This window comes from Mangrovicoccus sp. HB161399 (genome assembly GCF_013184745.1).
Lineage (GTDB): Bacteria > Pseudomonadota > Alphaproteobacteria > Rhodobacterales > Rhodobacteraceae > Mangrovicoccus.
The window spans coordinates 90,866-111,640 of the sequence record NZ_JAATVU010000013.1; the positions used below are offsets into that span (position 1 = coordinate 90,866).

A 20,775-nucleotide genomic window follows, 5' to 3' on the forward strand; every position below is an offset into this window, starting at 1 on the left:
GCGGATCGGAACGGCGACTGGCGGCATGGTCCGGATTTTCCGGGACAATGGCGTGCCATCCGCGTGAAGGCACCGGACATCAGGAGAAGCCGCTCGCCTCTTCGAGATCCTTGCGGGAGAAGTCCTTGCCCGCGTGCCCGGCCTCATCGCCCGAACGCCCTGAACCGCAACGATCGGCGCGGCCGTCCGGCGCCGCATGCGCCCGTCCTTCACGAGGCTCCTTTCGGACGCCATCGGGCAGAAGCGGCGGCAGAACCTCGGCATGCCCGCGCCGGGACCGTCGCGGGGCGATGATCCCGGCGGCCCTGCGCCCTTGCCCTCGCCCCGCATCCTCCGCTACGGCTCGGGCCTGACATCCCCGACCGGCAGGATCCCCCTTGTTCCCCGCAGGCGCGCGCATATCCGTCCTCACCACCCAGCCGCTTGACCGGCTGCTCGACTACAAGGCCCCCGAAGGCGGCTGCCGGCAGGGCGACTTCCTCGAAGTGCCGCTCGGCCCGCGCAAGATCCTCGGCGTGGTCTGGGGCGAGGGCGGCGGGGAGTTCGACGAGGCCAAGCTGCGCGCGGCCTACCGCGTGCTCGACGTGCCCCCGATGCGCGAGGAGATGCAGGAATTCCTGATCCGCGCCGCCGATTACACCCTGACCTCCTGGCCCGCGATGCTGCGGCTGGCCGCCCGGGCGCCCGGCCTGTCGGACCCGCCGTCGATGAAGACGCTCTATGTCCGCGGGACCGAAGAGCCTGCGCGGATGACCGATGCCCGCGCCCGCGTGCTCGACGCGCTCGACGGCTTCGGCGGCCAGCCGGTGACGATGAAGGAACTGTCCGACGAGGCGGGCACCTCTTCCTCGGTGATCAAGGGGCTGGTGGACCAAGGTGCGGTGGCCGAGATCGAGGCCCCGCGCGACACGCCCTATCCGCCGCTCGACCCGACCCTGCCCGGCAAGGCCCTGACCGATGACCAGCGCGCCGCCTCCGAAGCGCTGGCAGAGGCGATCCGCTCGGGGCGCTACGGCACGACCATGCTGAAGGGCGTCACCGGGTCCGGGAAAACGGAAGTCTATCTGGAGGCCGTCGCCGCCTGCCTGGCGCAGGGACGGCAGGCGCTTGTGCTCCTGCCGGAGATCGCGCTGACCGCCGAGTTTCTCACTCGGGTGGAAAAGCGCTTCGGCGCGAAGCCCGCGGAATGGCATCACGGCGTGACCATGACCGAACGCCGCCGCTGCTGGCGCATGGCGGCCACCGGCGATGCGCAGATGGTGATCGGCGCCCGCTCGGCGCTGTTCCTGCCCTACAGGGATCTCGGCCTCGTCGTCGTCGACGAGGAGCACGACACCTCCTACAAGCAGGAGGACGGCGTGCTCTACAATGCCCGCGACATGGCGGTGCTGCGCGCCTCGCTATGCCACGCGCAGGTGGTGCTGGCCTCGGCGACGCCCTCGCTGGAAACCTGGGTCAATGCCGAACAGGGCAAGTACCGCCGCCTCGACCTGGTGTCGCGCTTCGGCCCCTCGGTCCTGCCCGAAATGCGCGCCATCGACATGCGCCGCGAGAGCCTGCCTTCGAACCGATGGATCTCGCCCACGCTTCAGCGTGCCGCCGAAACGCGGCTGGAAAAGGGCGAGCAGGTGCTCTTCTTCCTCAACCGCCGCGGCTATGCGCCGGTCACCGTCTGCCGCGCCTGCGGCGACCAGATCGGCTGCCCGCATTGCGACGCGCGGCTGGTCGAGCACCGCTTCCAGAAGCGGCTGGTCTGCCATCAATGCGGCCTGTCGATCCCGATGCCGACGCATTGCCCGAAATGCGATGCCGAGGACCGCCTGGCCCCGGTCGGTCCCGGCGTCGAGCGCCTCGCCGAGGAGGCGCAGGCGCTCTTTCCGGAGGCGAAGCTGGCCGTCCTGTCTTCGGACCTCTTCGGCACGGCGCGCGAGCTGAAGCAGCGGATCGAGGAAATCGCGGCCGGCGATGCCGAGATCATCATCGGCACGCAGCTGGTCTCCAAGGGGCACAACTTCCCCAACCTGACGCTGGTCGGCGTGATCGATGCCGATCTCGGGCTCCGGGGCTCGGACCTGCGCGCGGCCGAGCGGACCTTCCAGCAGATGCGCCAGGTGGCCGGGCGCGCCGGGCGCGCCGAGAAGCCGGGGCTGGCGCTGCTGCAGTCGCACGAGCCGGAGCACCCGGTGATCCAGGCGATCCTTTCGGGCGACGAGGAATCCTTCTGGCGGGCAGAGGCGGAGGCGCGGCGCTATCTGTCGATGCCGCCTTTCGGGCGGATGGCGGGTATCGTGCTCAGTTCGCCCGATGTCGCGGAGGTGTTCGATTTCGGCCAGGCGCTGGCCCGCGCCGCGGGTCCGCTGAAGGAGATCGGCGCCGAGGTCTACGGACCGGCCCCCGCGCCGATCGCGCGGATCCGCGGGCGCCACCGGGTGCGTCTGCTGGTGAAGGCGGAAAAAACGGCGCCGCTGCAGCAGGGGCTGCGCAACTGGCTGTCGCAGCTGCGGCCGCCGCCGAATCTGCGCCTCGCCGTGGACATCGACCCGCAGAGCTTCTTCTGACGCGCGGCCCGGTCCGGGCCGCGCAGAGCAGCCGATGATTGCGCAGCCTGCGCAGGCCGCCTGTTCCCGGCAAGTGATGCCGGCTGAAAGCGCCCGCTGGCCCCGGACGTCGCCGGCAGTGCCGCACCGGCGGAGTTCCACCGGGATTGCAACCATCCGGGCCCGGTTGCCCGTCAAGGAGCTTGCGGAGTTGCCGCGGCGCTGCGGGCGGACCGGTCACGTCGGCGCTGCAAAGCGCGCCGGCAGGCAGGGTTCCGCTTAGCCGGAATTGGCGAAAAGCCTTCCTGGCGCAATGTCCCGTCGGCAAGCCGGGAGGGGGGAGTGCCGGAGGAAGGTCCGCGGGGCGGCGCCGGAGCCGCCCCGCGCGCGATCACTCGCGGTAGGTGCTGTGGCAGGCCTTGCAGGCAGCGCCGAGCTGGCCGAGCGCCGGACCGATATCGGCCTGGGCCAGGATGCTCTCCGCCGCGGCCGAGGCAGCATCCTCCAGATCGGCGGCCTTCATGGTGAAATCGTCATATTGCTGCCAGATGACCGGCTTGGCCTCGGAGGCCGGGTCGTCGGCCTGGGTTTCGAACAGCGACGGGATGTTCGCCGCTTCGCCGGCGATCGCCAGCGCGGCCTGCTGCGCCGCCGAGGCGTCGAAGGCAACGCTTCCCTTGGCCATGTTGCCCAGCAGCTTGGTGTTCTTTCCGATGGTCTTCATCGCCGCGGTGCGCGCCACGACATTCGGCTCGGTCGGCTCGGCGGCCTGCACGGCGGCGGCGACGGCAATCAGGGCGGCTCCTGCAACCAGGGAACGGATCATCTCACTATGTCTCCAGATGGGCTAATCATGCCCGGACGTTAGCAACCGCCGGCCCATGCGCCTAGAACAACATTCCCGCCGCTCCTTCGATCGTGAACAGGATCACGCCAACGGGAATTGACACCAGCGAGGCCAGCCAGAACGCCCCGGCGAATGTGGGCCGGGCACGCGGGGCGACGATGCCGAGAACGGGGGCGGAATTCCTGCGCATGGCGGCATTAACCCCGCCTTAGGTTCCCATCCGGTTAACGTTGTCCATGGAATGGACAGAGCTTCGCCAGGTTCCCGAACTCTCCCCGGTGCCGATGCAGCAGCACCCGGCCTATGGCCGCGCCTGCGCCGCCATCGGCGGCCGCGTCGCCTGGTTCGGCCTCGGCCCGCCGCGCCAGCCGCACGCGGCCGCGCAGGTGCTGCTGCGGCGCTGGCCGCTTTTCGGCGATTTCGCCCTGATCGCCCGCGGCCCGGTCTGGAACGGCCCGGTCTCGACCCCGGAGGCGGCGGAGGCCACGCTGGCGCTGGTGCGCCTCCTGCGCCGCCGCTGCCGCGGCGTGATCGCCACCCCGGAGCGCAGCGGCGGCTGCGACCCGCTGGAAGGTGCCGGACTGCTGCCGATGGTCACCGGCAGCACCCTGGCACGGCTGCCCCTGGACGGCTCCGAGGCGGAGCGGATGGCGCGGCTCGGGGCCAAATGGCGCAACGGGCTGCGCCGCGCCCGGTCGGAACGGCTGGACCTGAGCCAGGGCCCCCTGCCCGCGGATGCCGATCACTGGCTGCTGCGGCGCGAGGAGGCCCAGGCCCGCAGCCGCGGCTACAAGCGCCTGCCCCGCAGCTTCACCTATAACTGGCGGGTGCAGAACGGCGCCCGCTCCGCCCGGGTCTTCACCGCCTCCTTCCTGGGCCAGCCCGCCGCGGCGATGCTGTTCCTGCTGCACGGGAAGTCGGCGACCTACCATCTGGGGTGGAGCGGCGAGGTCGGGCGCCGCAGCGGCGCGCATGCGCTGCTGCTGTGGGAGGCCTCCTGCTGGCTGGCGGACCGCGGCTACCGCTGGGCCGATCTCGGCACGCTCGACACGGAGACCCTGCCCGGGCTCGCGCGCTTCAAGCTCGGCGCCGGGGCCGAGCCGCTGCAGCTGGGCGCAACATGGATGGACGCGCCCGGTGCCGGGCTCTGCGCGCGGCTCTTCGGCCATGGCCCGCGCCGCCCGGACCGCCCCGCCGCGGCGCCCCGGGGCGGCCCGAGCACCGCGCGCGGACGCGCCTGAGACCCGGCCGGTCCCGCCGGGAGGGTCCGGAATACCCGCCCCTCCCGGTCCCCGAAGCCGTCTTCCGCAACATTTCCGGCCGCTCGCGTGTTCCCGTTTTCCGCCGGATCCCGCCCCGGCCGGACGGCGCATTTCGCAATCGCAAACAACCACTTGCCATGCCCCGCCCAAGGCATGGGCGGAAACTCGCCGACCCGGAAACGGCCAGTGTTTCAGTCGGTTGCAATCTTTGAATTGAGTGCCGGCCGCCCCGTCGCTAGCTACCATTCCAGGAAACCGGCCCGCAGAGGCAGGGACCGTCAAGGCAGGCGAAATCCTGCGACAGGCGAACTAGGCAGAGAAAGGAAACGACATGCAGAGGACTCTGAAAGGCAAGGCCGTGTTTCTCGGCCAGGGGCTCCACTCGGGCCGTCCCGTCCGCATGTCCATCTCCCCTGCCCCCGCAGGCCACGGCATCACCTTCCGCCGCACCGACGCCTCCGCCGCAGGCGGCACGATCCCGGCACGCTGGGACATGGTGGAGCAGACCCCGCTCTGCACCCGCCTCGTCGGCGCCGACGGCGACACCGTATCGACCGTGGAACATGTGATGGCCGCGCTGGCCGGCCTCGGCATCCACAACGCGCAGGTCGCGCTCGACGGCCCCGAGGTTCCGATCCTCGACGGGTCGGCGGCGCCCTTCGTGCGCGGCATCCTCAATGCCGGGGTCGAGACGCTGACCGCTCCCGCGAAAGTGATCGAGATCCTCAAGCCGGTGGAGGTACGCCGCGGCGATGCCGTCGCGCGCCTGGAGCCGTCCGAAACGGTGCAGCTGCGCTTCGAGATCGCCTTCCCCGATGCCGCCATCGGCGAGCAGGAGCGCGAGCTGAACCTCGCCAACGGCGCCTTCATCCGCGAGCTCTGCGACAGCCGCACCTTCTGCCGCCAGTCCGATGTCGAGGCGATGCATGCCGCGGGCCTGGCGCTCGGCGGCACGCTGGAGAATGCCGTCGTGGTCGACGGCGCCCGCATCGTCAGCCCCGGCGGCCTGCGCCACCGCGACGAACCGGTGCGCCACAAGATGCTCGACGCGCTCGGCGACCTCGCCATGGCCGGCGGCCCGATCCTCGGCCGCTACACCGGCATCCGCGCGGGACACGCCCTGACCAACGAGCTGCTGCGCCAGCTTTTCGCCGATCCGACCGCCTGGCGGACCGTCGATTGCGACACCGACCTGGCGGCCCGCCTGCCCGGCGTCGGCGTCTCGGTCAGCGACCTGGCCCTCTGCGCCTGAACGGAAACGTGTGCATGGCCGCGCAGAGCGCGTCATCAAAATCTCGGCTGAGGCGTTTTGCCCGGAAAATCTCTGTGCTATCGGAGTGCCGAACCGGTTAGACCGACCGGACATACGGCGAGCGGAGAAGTTACGGGCATGATGTCGGCAGGCAGGAAATCTGGTGTTGCGGTCGCCTTTGCGGCCCTTGTTCTGCTATCCGCCTGCGAGCCGCCGCCGCCCCAGTTCGAACAGTTCTCCGCCAAGGAAATCTACGACCGCGCCGAATACGAGCTGTCCCAGGACAATGCCGAGGAGGCCGCGAACTTTTTCGGCGAGGTCGAGCGGCTCTATCCCTATTCGGAATGGGCCAGGCGGGCGCTGATCATGCAGGCCTATGCGCTGCATGTGGACCGCAAGTACGAGGAAAGCCGCGTCGCCGCGCAGCGCTACATCGACTTCTACCCCGCCGACAAGGACGCCGCCTACGCCCAGTACCTGCTGGCGCTGAGCTACTACGACCAGATCGACGATGTCGGCCGCGACCAGGGCGTGACCTTCCAGGCGCTGCAGGCGCTGCGGCTGGTGATCGAGCGCTATCCCGACAGCGAATACGCCCGCTCGGCGATCCTGAAGTTCGACCTCGCCTTCGACCATCTCGCGGGCAAGGAGATGGAGATCGGGCGCTACTACCTGAAGAAGGAGCACTACACCGCCGCCGCGAACCGCTTCCGCACGGTGGTGCAGGACTTCCAGACCACCAGCCAGACGCCCGAGGCGCTCTACCGGCTGATCGAGTGCTACCTGTCGCTCGGCCTGCGCGAAGAGGCGCAGACGGCGGGCGCGATCCTGGGCTACAACTTCCAGGGCAGCGTCTGGTACGAGGATGCCTACACTCTGCTGACCGGCCAGGGCCTGCCGCTGGAACCGGCGGGCGGCAGCTGGCTGGTGCAGATCTACCGCCAGTCGATCAAGGGCGAGTGGCTCTGACAAGGGCATTTGGGTGAGGGGCGCTCCGGTTGCTGCGTGGTCTTGAAATCCGCGACATCCTGATCATCGACCGGCTGGATCTCGATTTCCGGCCGGGCCTCAACGTGCTGACCGGCGAGACCGGGGCCGGCAAGTCGATCCTGCTCGATTCGCTGGGCTTCGTGCTGGGCTGGCGCGGCCGGGCCGACCTGGTGCGCCAGGGCGCGGCCCAGGGCGAGGTCACCGCGCTGTTCGAGCTGGGGCCGGAGCATCCCGCCCGCGCCATCCTCGCCGAAGCCGGGATTCCGGACGAGGACGAGCTGATCCTGCGCCGCGTGAACACCACCGAGGGGCGCAAGACCGCCTGGGTCAACGACCGGCGGGTCTCCGGCGAGGTGCTTCGCCAGCTGTCTTCCGTTCTGGTGGAGCTGCACGGCCAGCATGACGACCGCGGCCTGCTGGATGCGCGCGGCCACCGGGCGCTGCTCGACGAGTACGGCCAGCATGGCGACCTGCTGGACGACCTTGCCGAGGCCTGGACGGAATGGCGCGCCACCCGCAAGGCGCGGGAGCGCGCCGCGGACTCGCTGGAGAAGGCCCGCGCCGAAGAGGAATTCCTGCGCCATGCCGCCGAGGAGCTGCTGAAGCTCGACCCCCAGCCCGGCGAGGAGCCCGAGCTCGACACCCGCCGCCGCCTGATGCAATCGGCCGAGCGGGTGCTGGGCGACGTGCGCAGCGCGCAGGAGGCGATGGGCGGCGACGGCGCGGAAGGCGCGCTGGCCCAGGCCGCGCGCTGGCTCGAAGGCGCGGGCGGCGCGCTGGAGGGGCTGGCCGAGGAACCGCTGGCCGCGCTCGACCGCGCCATGGCCGAGCTTGCCGAGGCGCAGGCCGGGGTGGAGGCCTGCCTTCACGCGCTGACCTTCGATCCGCTGGAGCTGGAGGCCGTGGAGGAACGGCTTTTCGCGCTGCGGGCGCTGGCGCGCAAACATGCCGTCGTGCCCGATGACCTGCCCGGGCTGGCGGCCGATTTCCAGGCCCGCATCGAGGCGATCGACGGCGGCGCCGGATCGCTCGCCGCGCTGGAGAAGGCGGAGGCCGGGGCCGGAGAGCGCTATCTTGCCGCCGCCGGACATCTGAGCGCCGCCCGGCGGCAAGCTGCCGCGCGGCTCGACAAGGCGGTGATGGCGGAGCTGGCGCCGCTGAAGATGGAGCGCGCGGTCTTCGCCACCGAAATCGCCGCCGCCCCGCCCGGACCGGACGGCCAGGACAGCGTCGCCTTCCGCGTCGCCACCAATCCCGGCGCGCCGTCGGGTCCGCTTGAAAAGATCGCGTCGGGCGGCGAACTCAGCCGCTTCCTCCTGGCGCTGAAGGTCTGCCTGACCACCGACAGCCACGGGCTGACGCTGATCTTCGACGAGATCGACCGCGGCGTCGGCGGGGCCACGGCGGATGCCGTCGGACGCAGGCTGGCGGCGCTGGCCGGGGGCAGTGCCCAGGTGCTGGTCGTCACGCATTCGCCGCAGGTCGCCGCGCTCGGCAGCCATCACTGGCGCGTCGAGAAGCGGGTCGAGAACGACATGACTCTGTCGACGGTGACGTCGCTCGTGCCCGAAGCGAGAGTCGACGAGATCGCCCGGATGATCTCCGGCGACACGATCACCGAAGAGGCACGCCAAGCCGCCCGGGCACTCCTGCGCTAGGTGACCCGGCCGGGATCAGGCGGCCTCGTGGATGACCCGGCCGCCGTCGATGCCGATTTCTTCCAGCGCCTTTTCCACGGCTTCTTCCATCGGCGGCGGGCCGCAGACATAGACGCGGGTCGATCCGGTGACGCCGTGCTTCTCCAGGAGCTCCCGCGTCACCCGGCCCCGTTCGCAGCCGGCGCGCGCTTCCTCCTCCAGCACGAAGACCGTCCGCAAGTCGCGCGCGCGGTGCCATTCCTCGCGCAGGATCAGCGAGTCCCAGTCCTTGTCCGCCTGGATCAGCGTCATCTCTCCGGCAGTTCCCGCCGCGATGCGGCGGCGCAGGATCGGGATGAAGGGCGTCAGCCCGGCGCCGCCCGCGACGATCACCCCCCGTCCCTCGTCGCGGATCGCGCCCCAGGGACCGCCGATCCGCAGGTGCTCGCCCTTCTGCAGCGTCGGGATCTGCGCGGTCACGCCGTCATGGTCCGGATAGCTCTTGATGGTGAATTCGAGGAACGGGTCCTCCGGCTGGCTGGTGAAGGTGAAGGGCCGCTCCTCCTCCCGCCAGCCGTCGCGGTCGATCGCAACGTCTGTGGCCTGGCCCGGCACGAAGCCGAAGCCGTCCGGCTTTTCCAGCCGCAGGCGGTAGACGTTGCCGGTCAGCGCTTCGATCTGTTCCAGGGCGATGCGATGGGTCATGGGCTTCCTCCGTCAGCCGTTTCGCGTTCGGGAAGACAACGGGCGGGATCGCAGATGGTTTCCCGGAACGGACGGACTGCCGCTCACGGCTGCGTGCCCGGACCGGCACCCGCACCGGAGGCGGCGGCCTTCGCGGCGCGGAACAAGTGCCGCAACTTGCCGGATTTTCAGACTGTTGCATGAAAAAATGGCGGGGCAGCCACCGCGCTGCCGGGTCAGGACTGGCGAAGCCGGGGGAGATTGCCTATCACACCCGGGGAAATGCGGCGTCCGCGCCGAAGAAGGAGACCCGATCCATGCCAGACTCCCTGTCCGACCTCGCCGCCGACCTGCTCGAGGCTGCCCGCGCCGCCGGAGCGGAAAGCGCCGATGCCCTCGTGACCCGCGGCGCCTCGGTCTCGATCGGGCTGCAGGCGCGCAAGCTCGAGGAAGTCGAACGGTCCGAGTCCGTCGATCTCGGGCTGCGCGTGCTGATCGGCAAGCGGCAGGCCTGCGTCTCCGCCTCCGACACCCGCCCCGAGACCTTCGCCGCGATGGCCGAGCGCGCCGTCGCCATGGCCCGCGAGGCGCCGGAAGATGCCTGGATCGGACTGGCCGATCCGGACCAGCTGTCGACGGACTGGCAGTCGCTCGACCTAGATCTCTGCGATCCGTCGCCCGAGCCCGACCCGGCGGCGCTTGAGGCCGCCGCGCGCGAGGCGGAATCCGTCGCGCTCGACACGCCCGGCATCTCGCAGGTGGAAAGCGCCAGCGCCGGCTACAGCCGCCGCGCGCTGCATCTGGCGGCCACCAACGGCTTTTCCGCAGGCTACGAGCGCACCGATCACGGGCTCTACTGCGTCGCCATCACCGGCACGGGCGGCGGCATGGAGCGCGACTACTACGGCTCGCAGCGCACCCATGGCAGCGACCTCGAAAGCGCCGCCGAGATCGGCCGGATTGCCGCCGAGCGCACTCTGGCGCGCAAGGACGCCCGCCAGCCGCCGACCGGCACCTTTCCGGTCCTCTATGACGAGCGCATCTCCGGCAGCCTGATCGCGCATCTGCTCGGTGCGATCAACGGCAGCGCCATTGCCCGCGGCGCCTCCTGGGCGCGCGACCTGCTGGAAAAGCAGGTCCTGCCCGCAGGGATGACGCTGACCGAGACGCCGCACCGCCCGCGCATCATCGGCTCTCGCCCGTTCGACGGCGAAGGCCTGCCGACCCGCGACCGCGAGATCGTCAAGGACGGCGTGCTGACCGGCTGGACGCTGGATCTGGCCACCGCGCGCAAGCTGGGCATGGCATCGACGGGCAGCGCCGTGCGCGGCACCTCCAGCCCGCCCTCGCCCGCCAACGGCAACATGGCCCTGACGCAGGGGGCCGCCTCCAAGGAGGAGCTGATGGCGCAGATCGGCACCGGGCTGCTGGTGACCTCGATGATCGGCGCCACGATCAACCCGACCACCGGCGACTACTCGCGCGGCGCGGCCGGCATGTGGATCGAGAACGGCGTCCCCGCCTATCCGGTCAACGAATGCACCATCGCGGGCAATCTCAAGGACATGCTGCTGCGCATCGTCCCGGCCAATGACGCACGGCCGCATCTGAGCCGCGTGATCCCCTCCCTGCTGATCGAAGGGATGTCCATTGCCGGCCAGTGACCTGCACCTGCTCCTCGAGGCGGCGAAGAGCGCGGGCGAGATTGCCCTGCGCTACTTCGACGAAGGCGCCGAGAAATGGGAGAAGCCGGGCAACCAGGGGCTGGTGACCGAGGCGGATCTGGCCGTCGACGCGCACCTGCTGAAGCTACTGCTCGATGCGCGGCCGCATTACGGCTGGCTCTCGGAAGAGACGCAGGACAACCCGCACCGGCTCTCGACCGAGCATGTCTTCGTCATCGACCCGATCGACGGCACCCGCAGCTTCGCCTCCGGCGACCGCACCTGGGCGCTGTCGCTGGCGGTGGTGGACCAGGGCGTGCCGACGGCGGCGGTGATCCACCTGCCCGCCCGCCGCCTGACCTACACCGCCGCGCGCGGCCAGGGCGCCTGGCTGAACGGCAAGCTCCGGCTGTCGGCCACGGAAACCGCGACGCTGGACAGCGCCGACATCCTAGCCAACCGCCTGACCATGGAGCCGGTGCACTGGCCGGGCGGCGTGCCACAGGTCCGGCGCGAATTCCGCTCGTCGCTGGCCTACCGCATGGCTCTGGTCGCCGAGGGCCGCTTCGACGCGATGGCCACCTTCCGCGACACCTGGGACTGGGACATTGCAGCCGGCACGCTGATCGCGGCGGAAGCCGGGGCGAGGGTCACGGACGGTTTCGGCCAGGCGCTGTGGTTCAACACGCTCGACCGTCACAATCCGGGACTGGTCTGCGCTTCCCCTGCGGTCCACCAGGCGCTGATGACGCGGCGGCGGCCGAAGTGAAACCCGGCCGGCCGCGCCGGAAAAGGCCGAACCCTGCGATTTCCGCTTGAACGCCCGTCCGGTGCGGGCCTTCGGACCGGCAGGCGATTCCGCTGTTTTTTCCCGGCAAAGGCGTTCCCGGCGCTTAGAACGGCGGATATCCGAAAAAAAAAAAAAGCAGCGCTGCTTGGGTTTGGGCATTTTTGGCCGAATGGATAACGGCCTGGCCCCGGATTTCCTTCCCCGCAGCCTGCCCGGGAAACTTGCGATGGAAAGTTCGTCGTCCCAAAAAAGTTGAAAGCCATTCAGCCATGCGACATGCTGGCCAGAACTGTTCTCCCTTCCGGAGAACGGAAGTCCGGCCAGAACCACACCGAAAGGGACTGCTGGCGAACACTGGCCAGAAACATCCTCTTGTCGCGGTGCAACCTGACTGCGTTCGCCGCCATCGATCAGGTTTCGGAAGGAAGTCACCCATGAGAATTTTCCTGGCTGCAGCTTACCTAGCTCTGGCAACACTGAATTCCGCACATGGCGCGACGTTGGCCGGAGATAACGTCACCAAGAACGTATTCAATGGCGGCGCTGAAATTGCAGCGTACAATGAGACCATTTCCGTTGGCCCCGGCGTGGACGAAACGGATGGCAATATCGGCTATGATCTCGATGCGGGCATTGGCGGCGACCTGTTCGTCATTTCCCTCAATCCCGGAACCTATTCCTCCATTTACAGCTTTTCGGGACTGACGGAAGTCGTTCTTTCCGATCTGGATTTCAACGGCGGCGGAACGCTTTCAGACCTCGCGGTGATAGATGACGGGAGTCTGGATGCCGGATACGAGGTGCTTTCCGGGTCGTCTTTCCGCGTGTTCTGGAATGAGGACTACGTCAGCATTGCAAGCGGCGAAGTGTTTTTCTCGGCGCAATACGTCGTGGAAGCTGCCGTGCCGCTGCCCGGCAGCATCGTCCTTCTGGCCGCGGGCCTGGGGCTGCTGCATCTGCGGCGCGGCACCGCCTGACCGGCCGCCGGCCGGCGACCGGAAGGTCGGGGACCTCCGGCGCGCCGCCCGGGCTGCGCGCGGTCCGGCCCCCCGCGACTTTACCCGATCTTGACCCTTTGCTGCGATTGCACCACAAGGCGGGCGACCGGACAGTGCCACGGAGGTTCCCAGAATGGCCAAGCGACTGCACCTTGTCTTCGGCGGCGAGCTCGTCGATCCTTCCCGCAACGAATTCAAGGATGTCGAGGCAATCGACATCGTCGGCATGTTCCCCGACTACGACTCCGCGCATTCCGCCTGGAAGGACGCGGCGCAGCGCACCGTGGACAATGCCCACATGCGCTACTTCATCGCCCACATCCATCGCCTGCGCGACCAGGAAAACCCGGCCTCCGCGACCGAAGAGCTCGGCTGAGCCTCTCCGCGTGACCGCATGAAGCCCCTCGCCCTCTCCGCCTATCTTGCGTTTTCGCGCAATGCCGAGGGCTGGGGCCGCCGCCAGCTGCAGAAGCGGCTGGCCCGCGGCAAGGAGGACCCCGCCCGGCTTGCCGAGCGCGAGGGCCACGCCTCGCTGCCGCGCCCCGAGGGGCCGCTGGTCTGGTTCCACGCCGCTTCGGTCGGCGAGAGCCTGTCGATCCTCGAGGTGATCAAGCGGCTGGGCCTGCACGACCCGGCGCTGAATTTCCTCGTCACCACCGGAACCGTCACCTCGGCCGAGCTGCTTTCCGCGCGCATGCCGCCGCGCTGCGTGCACCAGTTCATCCCGCTCGATGTCGTGCCCTTCGTGCGCCGCTTCCTCGGCCATTGGCAGCCCGACCTCGCGATCTGGACCGAAAGCGAATTCTGGCCCGCCCTGATCACCGAGACTTCCGACCGCGGCACGCCGATCCTGCTGCTGAACGCGCGGCTGTCGGAACGCAGCGCCCGGCGATGGTATGCGATCGGCAAGTCCGCGCGCTGCCTGCTGGACCGCTTCGCCGCCGTGCAGGTGCAGGATGACGCCACCGCCGCGCATCTGCGCAAGCTTGGCCTGCCGCGCGACCGGATGGCCGTGACCGGCACGCTGAAGGAAGGCACCCCGCCCCCGCCCTGCGACGAGTCCGAGCTGGCGCGGCTCAGCGGCATGCTCAAGGGCCGCCCGCTCTGGTGCGCCGCCTCCACCCACGAAGGCGAGGAGGAGATCGCCGCAGAGGCGCACCGCATCGCCCAGAAGGGCACCCACCGGCTGCTGATGATCCTCGCGCCGCGCCATCCCGAGCGCGGACCCGCGATCCGCGACATGCTGGCCGCGAAGGGCCTTGCCGTGCGGCTGCGCAGCGAGACCGCCAGCCCGGACGAGGATTGCGACGTCTATGTCGCCGACACGCTGGGGGAGATGGGACTCTGGTACCGGCTGGCCCCGGTCAGCTTCGTCGGCGGTTCGCTGGCGCGGGTCGGCGGCCACAATCCCTATGAGCCGGCCGCGCTCGGCTCGGCGATCCTGCACGGGCCGCACGTCCATAACTTCGCCGACATCTATGCGCGGCTCGATGCCGCCGCCGCTGCGCTGCGCGTCGAAGATGCCGCCGGGCTGGGCGCGACCGTGGCCGAGCTGATGCAGCCCTCGCGCAGCGCGCCGATGGCCTATGCCGCCTGGGAACTCAGCTCGTCGGGCGCCGATGTCACCGACAAGGCGATCGCCCTGATCCTGGAGCACCTTCCGGAAAAGGCCGCCTGATGCAGGCGCCGCGCTTCTGGGACAACCCGCCGGACCGTCCCGGCTGGCAGGCCCGCGCGCTGGCGCCGCTGGGCGCGCTCTATGCCGCCGGCACCGCGCGCCGGGTGGCCCGGCCGCCGGAGTGCCGTGCCGGAGTGCCGGTAATCTGCGCCGGCAACATCAATGCCGGCGGCACCGGCAAGACGCCGGCCGTCATGATGCTGCTGCAGAAGCTCGACGCGCTCGGCAAGCGGGCCATGGTGGTCAGCCGCGGCCATGGCGGCAGCGCCGAAGGACCGCTGCTGGTCGATCCGCGGCGCCACGATGCCGGGCTGACCGGCGACGAGCCGCTGCTGCTGTCAGCCTTCGGGCCGGTGGTCGTTGCCCGGGACCGCGCCGCGGGCGTGCGGATGGCCGAGGCCGAAGGGGCGGAGGCGATCCTGCTCGACGACGGCTTCCAGAATCCTTCCGTGGCCAAGGACCTGTCGATCGTCGTCGCGGATGCGGCGCATGGCTTCGGCAATGGCCGCGCGCTGCCCGCGGGGCCGCTGCGCGAGCCGGTGGCGCCGGGGCTGGCGCGGGCGGACCTGCTGCTGACCATCGGCAACGAGGACGCCCAGGCACGCTTCGACGCGGCCTGGGGCGCGGCCGCGGCAGGCCTGCCCCGCCAGCGCGCCGCGCTGATGCCGCTGCAGACCGGGATGGACTGGCGCGGCGTGCCGGTGCTGGCCTTCGCCGGCATCGGGCGGCCCGAGAAATTCTTCGCCACGCTGCGCGGTCTCGGTGCCGATCTGCGCCGCGCCGAGGCGCTGTCGGACCACCAGGCGCTGAGCCCGGCGCTGATGCAGCGGCTGCAGGCAGAGGCCCGCCTGACCGGCGCGCAGCTGGTCACCACCGAGAAGGACGCCGTCCGCCTGCCGCAGAGCTGGCGCAGCGAGGTGCTGACCCTGCCGGTGCGGCTGGGCAGCGACGACTGGTCAACGCTCGACATGGCCCTCGCCCGGATTCTCTAGCTTCCCCGCAGCCGGAAGGCGCAGCATCCCGCGGTCTCTCCGCCGAAGCCGGCGGGGGGATTGGCCCGGAAGACGGCGACAACCCGCCTTGCGGCCGCCAAGGGACGCGGCACACCGGTCCTGCTGCGGGATGGGCTCGCCATGGCGAACCTGCGACGGCGACATCCGGACATGGCTGCGAAGGATCGGCCGTGCACGCGTTGCGGCCCGGAAGGCCATCCAGCCAGACAGGCTGTTGCCGATTCCCTGCCAGCGGGCCCGCAACTGTCGCCGGCAGCCGCAATCCCGGCGCGGACCCCGCAGGAACGGCAGGAATCGCAACGGCCGCTGCGCGAAGCAGCGGCCGTCATCGAGCCATAGCGGCACCCCGGCGGACGGGATGCCTTGGATCAGGCGCCGAGCTTCTCGTCGAGGATCTCCGCGAACTTGTCGTAGCCCATGTTGGAGTAGGGCTCGCCGTCGATCAGGAAGGACGGGGTCGCGGTGATGTTGTCGGCCTTGGCATTCGCGCCGTACCAGTTGACCAGCGCCTGTGCCTTGGCGCCGTCGTTCAGGCAGGCGTCGAGCTCGTCGGAGGTCAGGCCCGCGGTCAGGCCGATCTTCTTCAGCGCGTCGGCGATCCCGGCCGGATCGCCCGCCTTGGTCCATTCGCGCTGGGTCGAGAACAGCCGGTCGGCAATGCCGAAATAGCGCATCTCGCCGCCGCAGCGCGCGACCATCGAGGCCCAGAGGCCGAAGCGGTCGAAATACACTTCGCGGAAGGTGAACTGCACCTTGCCGGTGTCGATGTAGTTCGCCTTCAGCTCGTGGAACACGTTGGCATGGAAATTGGCGCAATGCGGGCACGTGAAGCTGGCATATTCCATCACCTTCACCGGCGCATCCGCGCTGCCCAGAACCATGTCCGGGATCTCGGGGAGATCGGCGGGCGCATCCGCCGGGGCAGCATCCTGCGCGAAGGAGAATGAGGGCAGCATCGTGGCCGTGCCGAGCATGAGCGCGGAGGTCAGAAGCTCGCGACGTGCGATCATTGGGGTCGTCCCTTGTGTTTTCTTGCGTGAATTCTGGCACCGAGCCCGGCCAGCGCCTCGCGCAGGCCGGGGTCCGAGACGCTCTCGGTCTGGGCCTCGATCTCGGGCGTGGGCATGGGCGGCGCGGGCGGCGCGGCGCGGAACCCGGCCTGCGCCTCGGCGAAGCCGCCATGGCCCGATGTCTGGGTCAGCGCGATGCGCGCGATCGCGTTGTAGCCGTAGCAGGCATTGACGCGGGCGCGGATCACTTCCGACTGCGCCTGGATGATCGGACCGGCGGCGCCGCGCACCAAGATGGTCAGCGTCGCGCCGAAGCCGCCCTTCCTGGCATAGCCGACCTTCACCGGCTCGCACATCCGGGCGAGATCCTCGCCCACCACCTCGGTCCAATGGGTCAGCAGCCGGGTCATCGCGAAGCCGCGCGACTCGCCCGCCTTGGCAATGCGGGTCTGGACAAGGCTGCCCGCGCTTGCGAAGCCGTAGCCGCGCCGCGTCTTGGGAGACCGTGATTTCCAAGCGTCGGACATTGCGCTCCTTCCGTTCGGGCGCCAGATTACCCGCTCTGGCTGCAGGTGCCAGAGCAAACCGTGTTGGAGGCATAACGCTTGCGTGACAGAGGTCCAGAGGCAACGGCGGACGATCTGCTGGAATGGTACGACCGCCATGCGCGGGTCCTGCCCTGGCGGGTGCCGCCCGGCGCCGAAGAGCGGCCCGACCCCTACCGGGTGTGGCTGTCCGAGGTGATGCTGCAGCAGACCACCGTGCCGGCGGTGAAGGCCTATTTCCACCGATTCACGCTGGAATGGCCGACTGTGAAGGCGCTGGCCGCGGCCGAGGATGCCGACGTGATGGCCGCCTGGGCGGGACTGGGATACTACGCCCGGGCGCGCAACCTGCTGAAATGCGCCCGCGAAGTGGCGCAGATGGGCCAGTTCCCGGACACGCTGGAAGGCCTGCTGGGCCTGCCGGGCATCGGCCCCTATACCGCGGCAGCGATCGCCGCGATCGCCTTCGACCGGCCCGAAACGGTGGTCGACGGGAATGTGGAACGCGTCATGGCGCGGCTCCACGGGGTGGAGACGCCGCTGCCGACCTCGAAGCCCGAGCTGGTGAAGCTGGCCCGCGCCCTGACGCCGCAGGAACGGACCGGGGACTATGCGCAGGCAGTGATGGATCTGGGCGCCACGATCTGCACGCCCAGGAACCCCGCTTGCGGCATCTGCCCCTGGCGGGAGCCCTGCGTCGCGCGCTTCGAGGGCAATGCCGCCGAACTGCCGCGGAAGCTGCCGAAGAAGGAGAAGCCGACCCGGCTGGGCATCGTCTATCTCGGACGGCGCGAGGACGGCGCGTGGCTGCTGGAGACGCGGCCCGCCTCCGGGCTGCTGGGCGGGATGCTGGGCTGGCCGGGCAGCGACTGGGCCGAGGCAGAACCGGTCGCCATGCCGCCCGCCCCCGGCGACTGGCAGACGCTGAACGGCGAGGTGCGCCACACCTTCACCCACTTCCATTTGCGGCTGCGGCCGATGGTGGCGCGGCTGCCGCAGGCCACCGACCCGCGGCGCGGCCATTTCGTCGAGAAGGCGCGGTTCCGCTCCGCCCATCTGCCGACGGTCATGCGCAAGGCGTTCACCCTTTCGAAACCTTGGTTCGAGGAGATGTGACGCAGGAGGCAACATGTCCCTGCTCGTCCGCGCCGACGGCGTCACCCGCGCCCTGCCCTACTGGTCCTCGCTCTGCCTGGTGCCGATCGTGCTCTGGGCGGCGGCATCGGGCGGCTGGGCATTGCTGCTGCCGCCCCTGGCCAGCTGGGGGCTGTTCGCGGTGCTCGACCGGCTTCTGGGCGAGGACCGGTCGCAGGCAGGGACCGCGCCGCTGGGCATCGGCTGGCATCTGGCGCTGGTGCGGCTCTGGGTGCCGGTGCAGTTCGCGACGCTCTTCGGACTGATCGCGGCGCATGGCCGGCTGGACCTATCCGGGCCGGAGCTGGCGCTGCTGTTCTTCGGCACCGGCATCCTCACCGGCACGGTCGGCATCACCTATGCGCACGAACTGATCCACCGCCCCGGACGGGCGGACCGGCGGCTGGGCGACCTGCTGCTCGCCACAGTGCTCTACAGCCATTTCCGCACCGAGCATCTTCTGGTCCACCATGTCCATGTCGCCACCCCGCTCGACCCGGCCACGGCGCGCGAGGGAGAGAGCTTCTGGCGCTATTTCCTGCGCGTCCTGCCCGGGAGCCTTGCCAGCGCGCTGGCCTGCGAGGCACGGCGGCAGGCGCGCCGCGGCCGCCCGGCCCGGCATCTTTCAAACCCGTTCTGGCTCTACGCCGCGCTGCAGGGCGGCTGCCTCGGGCTGGCCTTCGCGCTCGGCGGAACGGCGGGGCTTCTGCTCTTCGTGTGGCAGGCACTGGCCGCGGTCTGGCAGCTGGAGCTGGTGAACTATGTCGAGCATTACGGGCTGACCCGGGAACGCCTGCCGGACGGGCGCTACGAGCCGGTGGGGCCGCAGCATTCCTGGAACGCGGCGCAGAAGGCGTCGAACTGGCTGCTGATCAACCTGCAGCGCCATTCCGACCATCATGTCGCGCCGATGCGGCCCTACCCGCTGCTGCGAAACCGCCCCGAGGCGCCGAGCCTGCCGCACGGCTATCCGGTGATGACGGTGCTGGCGCTGGTGCCGCCGCTCTGGCATGCGCGGATGCGCCCGCGGCTGCGGGCCTGGCAGCGGCGCCACGATCCGGCGCACTGACATGCCGTCCCAGATCGCATGGAGGCGCACGCCGCCCGGACCGTGGCGAGGCAACGCGATGCCAGGCGGCGACGCGCATGGCACGGCCGGGCGCCACTGCGGGGAGCCCGCGCAGCCTGCCCCGGCTGCGTGCGCTCCGGCGTGCCCGGCGGCGATGGCGCCTGACCGATCTTGGGCCTGTTTCCCAAGAGGACGGCCTTGAAGAGCCGCCCTGGCGGCACGCAATCTTGCCGGACCCTGCGCCAACGGGCACCGCGCCCTCGGAAAACATGCCGTCATCGCATCCGGGACGCCCTCCCGGCACCATGGACGACGGCAAGCCGCCGATACTGGTGACGGGGATCGGGCGCGCAACGGGTCGGCAGGTACCGACGCGGGATCCGTCGGCGGAGGGACAGGCCCCACCCAGCGCGCTGACAGCTTGGCCGGTGCCGCTTGTCACGGAAGGGCGCGGGTCTCCATCTGCCTGCAATGCGGTCCGGCGGGCGCCGGGCTTGCCGCGTCGCAGGGCGAGGCCGCCGGCCTGCCCGCACGGGGCGGCGCGCCTGCGGAGCCTAGCCCGCGACGGTCTCCCGCGGCTGGGTCCGGGCGGCATCCGCATGCAGGATCGCGGCCGCCAGATCGGCCGAGGCCGACCGCAGCCCGGCCGGGGCGAGCGAGGCCAGATGCATCTCGGCTGCCGCGACATTGCCGTGGCGTGCCTCGGAGCGGGCATAGCGCGGGTCGTAATGCAGCTCCATCAGCTCGGCCGCCACCTGCCGGAAGGCGCCCTGCCGCACAAGTCCCTGCCAGGCCGAGACCCGCTCGTGGCCCTGCAGCCTCACCAGCTTGTCCAGCGTCGCGCAGAACCCGTCGGGATCGGCGACGAGGTCGGCATAGGCGGTCAGGAAGAATTCCGAGCGCTGCTCCAGCGGCGCGCTGATCTCGACGCGCGGCGCCCCGCACATCCGCTCCCAGAGCCGCGGCGGGACGAGGCAGTCGCCGATCTTGGAGCTTTCCGCCTCCACCACCACCGGCCGGGACGGGTCGAACCCGGTCAGCACCTGCGCGATGCGGCTCTCGAACATCTTCTGCGCCGGCTGCGGATCCGCGGCATGGCCGCCGAAGACCGAGCCGCGGTGCCGCGCCAGCCCCTCGAGATCGAGCACCTGCATGCCGTCGCGCGCAAGCTCCTCCAGCAGCGCGGTCTTGGCGGTGCAGGTCATCCCCGAGAGCACCACGAAGCGGTGCGGCAAGGGCGTGTCGTGCAGCATCGCCGCCACCAGCCTGCGATAGGTGCGGTAGCCGCCGTCGACCTGGCCCGCGCGCCAGCCGACCTCGCGCAGGAGCCAGGTGAAGGTGCCCGAGCGCTGGCCGCCGCGCCAGCAATAGACCATCGGCCGCCAGGGCGCCGGACGGTCCGCCAGCTCGGTCTCCAGATGCCGCGCGATGTTGCGGATCACCAGCGCCGCGCCGATCTTGCGCGCGCCGAAGCGGCTCTCCTGCTTGTAGATCGTGCCGACCTTGGCCCGCTCCTCGTTGTCGAGCACGGGCAGGTTGATCGCTCCGGGGACGTGGTCCTCGGCGAATTCGGCGGGGCTGCGGACATCAATCACGTCGTCGTGGCCGTGATCGAAGAAGCCGGAAAGGGTGTCGATCTGCAGGAGCATGGCCCCTCCCTAGCGC

The 20,775-nt window shown here is 70.2% G+C and carries 18 protein-coding genes; 13 read left to right on the top strand and 5 right to left on the bottom strand.

From position 1 onward, the window contains the following. Positions 1–377: 377 nt before the first annotated feature. Positions 378–2,558: a primosomal protein N' gene (locus tag HCC78_RS09835; protein ID WP_172328593.1), complete on the top strand. Its 2,181-nt coding sequence runs from the start codon at positions 378–380 to the stop codon at positions 2,556–2,558. Positions 2,559–2,928: 370 nt separating this feature from the next. On the opposite strand, the gene HCC78_RS09840 is transcribed toward HCC78_RS09835, so the two are convergent. Beyond that, positions 2,929–3,363, bottom strand: coding sequence for a cytochrome c (locus HCC78_RS09840; RefSeq protein ID WP_172328594.1), 435 nt, complete (start codon positions 3,361–3,363; stop codon positions 2,929–2,931). A gap of 257 nt (positions 3,364–3,620) precedes the next feature. Here HCC78_RS09840 and HCC78_RS09845 point away from each other — a divergent pair, with 257 nt between their 5' ends. From HCC78_RS09845 to recN, 4 genes are all read left to right on the top strand, one after another. After that, a complete protein-coding gene (locus tag HCC78_RS09845; RefSeq protein ID WP_172328595.1) occupies positions 3,621–4,625 on the top strand; it encodes a GNAT family N-acetyltransferase in 1,005 nt (334 codons plus the stop codon). A gap of 352 nt (positions 4,626–4,977) precedes the next feature. After that, positions 4,978–5,898 (top strand): UDP-3-O-acyl-N-acetylglucosamine deacetylase, encoded by a 921-nt coding sequence (lpxC, locus tag HCC78_RS09850; RefSeq protein WP_172328596.1) that lies wholly within the window; start codon positions 4,978–4,980, stop codon positions 5,896–5,898. Between the two features lie 138 nt (positions 5,899–6,036). Beyond that, positions 6,037–6,867 carry an outer membrane protein assembly factor BamD gene (locus HCC78_RS09855; RefSeq protein ID WP_371743801.1) on the top strand — a complete coding sequence of 277 codons (831 nt, stop codon included), beginning with the start codon at positions 6,037–6,039 and terminating at the stop codon, positions 6,865–6,867. Positions 6,868–6,896: 29 nt separating this feature from the next. Beyond that, positions 6,897–8,546: a DNA repair protein RecN gene (recN, locus tag HCC78_RS09860; RefSeq protein WP_172328597.1), complete on the top strand. Its 1,650-nt coding sequence runs from the start codon at positions 6,897–6,899 to the stop codon at positions 8,544–8,546. 15 nt (positions 8,547–8,561) lie between these two features. On the opposite strand, the gene HCC78_RS09865 is transcribed toward recN, so the two are convergent. Next, positions 8,562–9,230, bottom strand: coding sequence for an FAD-binding oxidoreductase (locus tag HCC78_RS09865; RefSeq protein ID WP_172328598.1), 669 nt, complete (start codon positions 9,228–9,230; stop codon positions 8,562–8,564). 296 nt (positions 9,231–9,526) lie between these two features. On the opposite strand from HCC78_RS09865, the gene HCC78_RS09870 reads away from it, so the two are divergent. The 6 genes from HCC78_RS09870 to lpxK all read left to right on the top strand — a co-directional run bounded on the left by HCC78_RS09870 (position 9,527) and on the right by lpxK (position 15,331). Continuing rightward, positions 9,527–10,873: a TldD/PmbA family protein gene (locus tag HCC78_RS09870; RefSeq protein WP_172328599.1), complete on the top strand. Its 1,347-nt coding sequence runs from the start codon at positions 9,527–9,529 to the stop codon at positions 10,871–10,873. Further along, positions 10,860–11,642 carry a 3'(2'),5'-bisphosphate nucleotidase CysQ gene (locus HCC78_RS09875; RefSeq protein ID WP_172328600.1) on the top strand — a complete coding sequence of 261 codons (783 nt, stop codon included), beginning with the start codon at positions 10,860–10,862 and terminating at the stop codon, positions 11,640–11,642. The genes HCC78_RS09870 and HCC78_RS09875 overlap by 14 nt, the downstream gene beginning before the upstream one ends. A gap of 455 nt (positions 11,643–12,097) precedes the next feature. Further along, a complete protein-coding gene (locus tag HCC78_RS09880; RefSeq protein ID WP_172328601.1) occupies positions 12,098–12,640 on the top strand; it encodes a hypothetical protein in 543 nt (180 codons plus the stop codon). Between the two features lie 154 nt (positions 12,641–12,794). Beyond that, positions 12,795–13,037: a DUF4170 domain-containing protein gene (locus tag HCC78_RS09885; protein ID WP_172328602.1), complete on the top strand. Its 243-nt coding sequence runs from the start codon at positions 12,795–12,797 to the stop codon at positions 13,035–13,037. 18 nt (positions 13,038–13,055) lie between these two features. Next, a complete protein-coding gene (locus tag HCC78_RS09890; RefSeq protein WP_172328603.1) occupies positions 13,056–14,339 on the top strand; it encodes a 3-deoxy-D-manno-octulosonic acid transferase in 1,284 nt (427 codons plus the stop codon). Continuing rightward, a complete protein-coding gene (gene lpxK / locus HCC78_RS09895; protein WP_172328604.1) occupies positions 14,339–15,331 on the top strand; it encodes a tetraacyldisaccharide 4'-kinase in 993 nt (330 codons plus the stop codon). Before HCC78_RS09890 ends, lpxK begins: the two co-directional genes overlap by 1 nt. Before the next feature lie 389 nt (positions 15,332–15,720). Here lpxK and HCC78_RS09900 read toward each other — a convergent pair whose 3' ends face one another. Continuing rightward, positions 15,721–16,362, bottom strand: a complete 642-nt coding sequence (locus HCC78_RS09900) for a DsbA family protein (RefSeq protein ID WP_172328605.1) — start codon at positions 16,360–16,362, stop codon at positions 15,721–15,723. Then, entirely contained in the window at positions 16,359–16,889 is a 531-nt protein-coding gene (locus HCC78_RS09905) for a DUF721 domain-containing protein (RefSeq protein WP_172328606.1), read from the bottom strand. Before HCC78_RS09905 ends, HCC78_RS09900 begins: the two co-directional genes overlap by 4 nt. Before the next feature lie 78 nt (positions 16,890–16,967). Between HCC78_RS09905 and mutY the strand changes: the two genes are divergently transcribed. Both mutY and HCC78_RS09915 read left to right on the top strand, forming a co-directional pair. Next, positions 16,968–18,023, top strand: coding sequence for an A/G-specific adenine glycosylase (mutY, locus tag HCC78_RS09910; RefSeq protein ID WP_172328607.1), 1,056 nt, complete (start codon positions 16,968–16,970; stop codon positions 18,021–18,023). Between the two features lie 13 nt (positions 18,024–18,036). Next, on the top strand, positions 18,037–19,110 hold the full coding sequence (locus HCC78_RS09915; RefSeq protein ID WP_172328608.1) for an alkane 1-monooxygenase: 1,074 nt from the start codon (positions 18,037–18,039) through the stop codon (positions 19,108–19,110). 554 nt (positions 19,111–19,664) lie between these two features. Here HCC78_RS09915 and mnmH read toward each other — a convergent pair. After that, positions 19,665–20,759: a tRNA 2-selenouridine(34) synthase MnmH gene (mnmH, locus tag HCC78_RS09920; protein WP_172328609.1), complete on the bottom strand. Its 1,095-nt coding sequence runs from the start codon at positions 20,757–20,759 to the stop codon at positions 19,665–19,667. Between the last annotated feature and the right edge of the window lie 16 nt (positions 20,760–20,775).

Excerpts from the sequence above, each read along its gene's own strand:
- HCC78_RS09840 (WP_172328594.1), bottom strand. The coding sequence starts at position 3,363 with ATGATCCGTTCCCTGGTTGCAGGAGCCGCCCTGATTGCCGTCGCCGCC.
- HCC78_RS09845 (WP_172328595.1), top strand. The coding sequence starts at position 3,621 with ATGGAATGGACAGAGCTTCGCCAGGTTCCCGAACTCTCCCCGGTGCCG.
- lpxC (WP_172328596.1), top strand. The coding sequence starts at position 4,978 with ATGCAGAGGACTCTGAAAGGCAAGGCCGTGTTTCTCGGCCAGGGGCTC.
- HCC78_RS09855 (WP_371743801.1), top strand. The coding sequence starts at position 6,037 with ATGATGTCGGCAGGCAGGAAATCTGGTGTTGCGGTCGCCTTTGCGGCC.
- HCC78_RS09865 (WP_172328598.1), bottom strand. The coding sequence starts at position 9,230 with ATGACCCATCGCATCGCCCTGGAACAGATCGAAGCGCTGACCGGCAAC.
- HCC78_RS09870 (WP_172328599.1), top strand. The coding sequence starts at position 9,527 with ATGCCAGACTCCCTGTCCGACCTCGCCGCCGACCTGCTCGAGGCTGCC.
- HCC78_RS09880 (WP_172328601.1), top strand. The coding sequence starts at position 12,098 with ATGAGAATTTTCCTGGCTGCAGCTTACCTAGCTCTGGCAACACTGAAT.
- HCC78_RS09885 (WP_172328602.1), top strand. The coding sequence starts at position 12,795 with ATGGCCAAGCGACTGCACCTTGTCTTCGGCGGCGAGCTCGTCGATCCT.
- HCC78_RS09890 (WP_172328603.1), top strand. The coding sequence starts at position 13,056 with ATGAAGCCCCTCGCCCTCTCCGCCTATCTTGCGTTTTCGCGCAATGCC.
- lpxK (WP_172328604.1), top strand. The coding sequence starts at position 14,339 with ATGCAGGCGCCGCGCTTCTGGGACAACCCGCCGGACCGTCCCGGCTGG.
- HCC78_RS09900 (WP_172328605.1), bottom strand. The coding sequence starts at position 16,362 with ATGATCGCACGTCGCGAGCTTCTGACCTCCGCGCTCATGCTCGGCACG.
- HCC78_RS09905 (WP_172328606.1), bottom strand. The coding sequence starts at position 16,889 with ATGTCCGACGCTTGGAAATCACGGTCTCCCAAGACGCGGCGCGGCTAC.
- HCC78_RS09915 (WP_172328608.1), top strand. The coding sequence starts at position 18,037 with ATGTCCCTGCTCGTCCGCGCCGACGGCGTCACCCGCGCCCTGCCCTAC.
- mnmH (WP_172328609.1), bottom strand. The coding sequence starts at position 20,759 with ATGCTCCTGCAGATCGACACCCTTTCCGGCTTCTTCGATCACGGCCAC.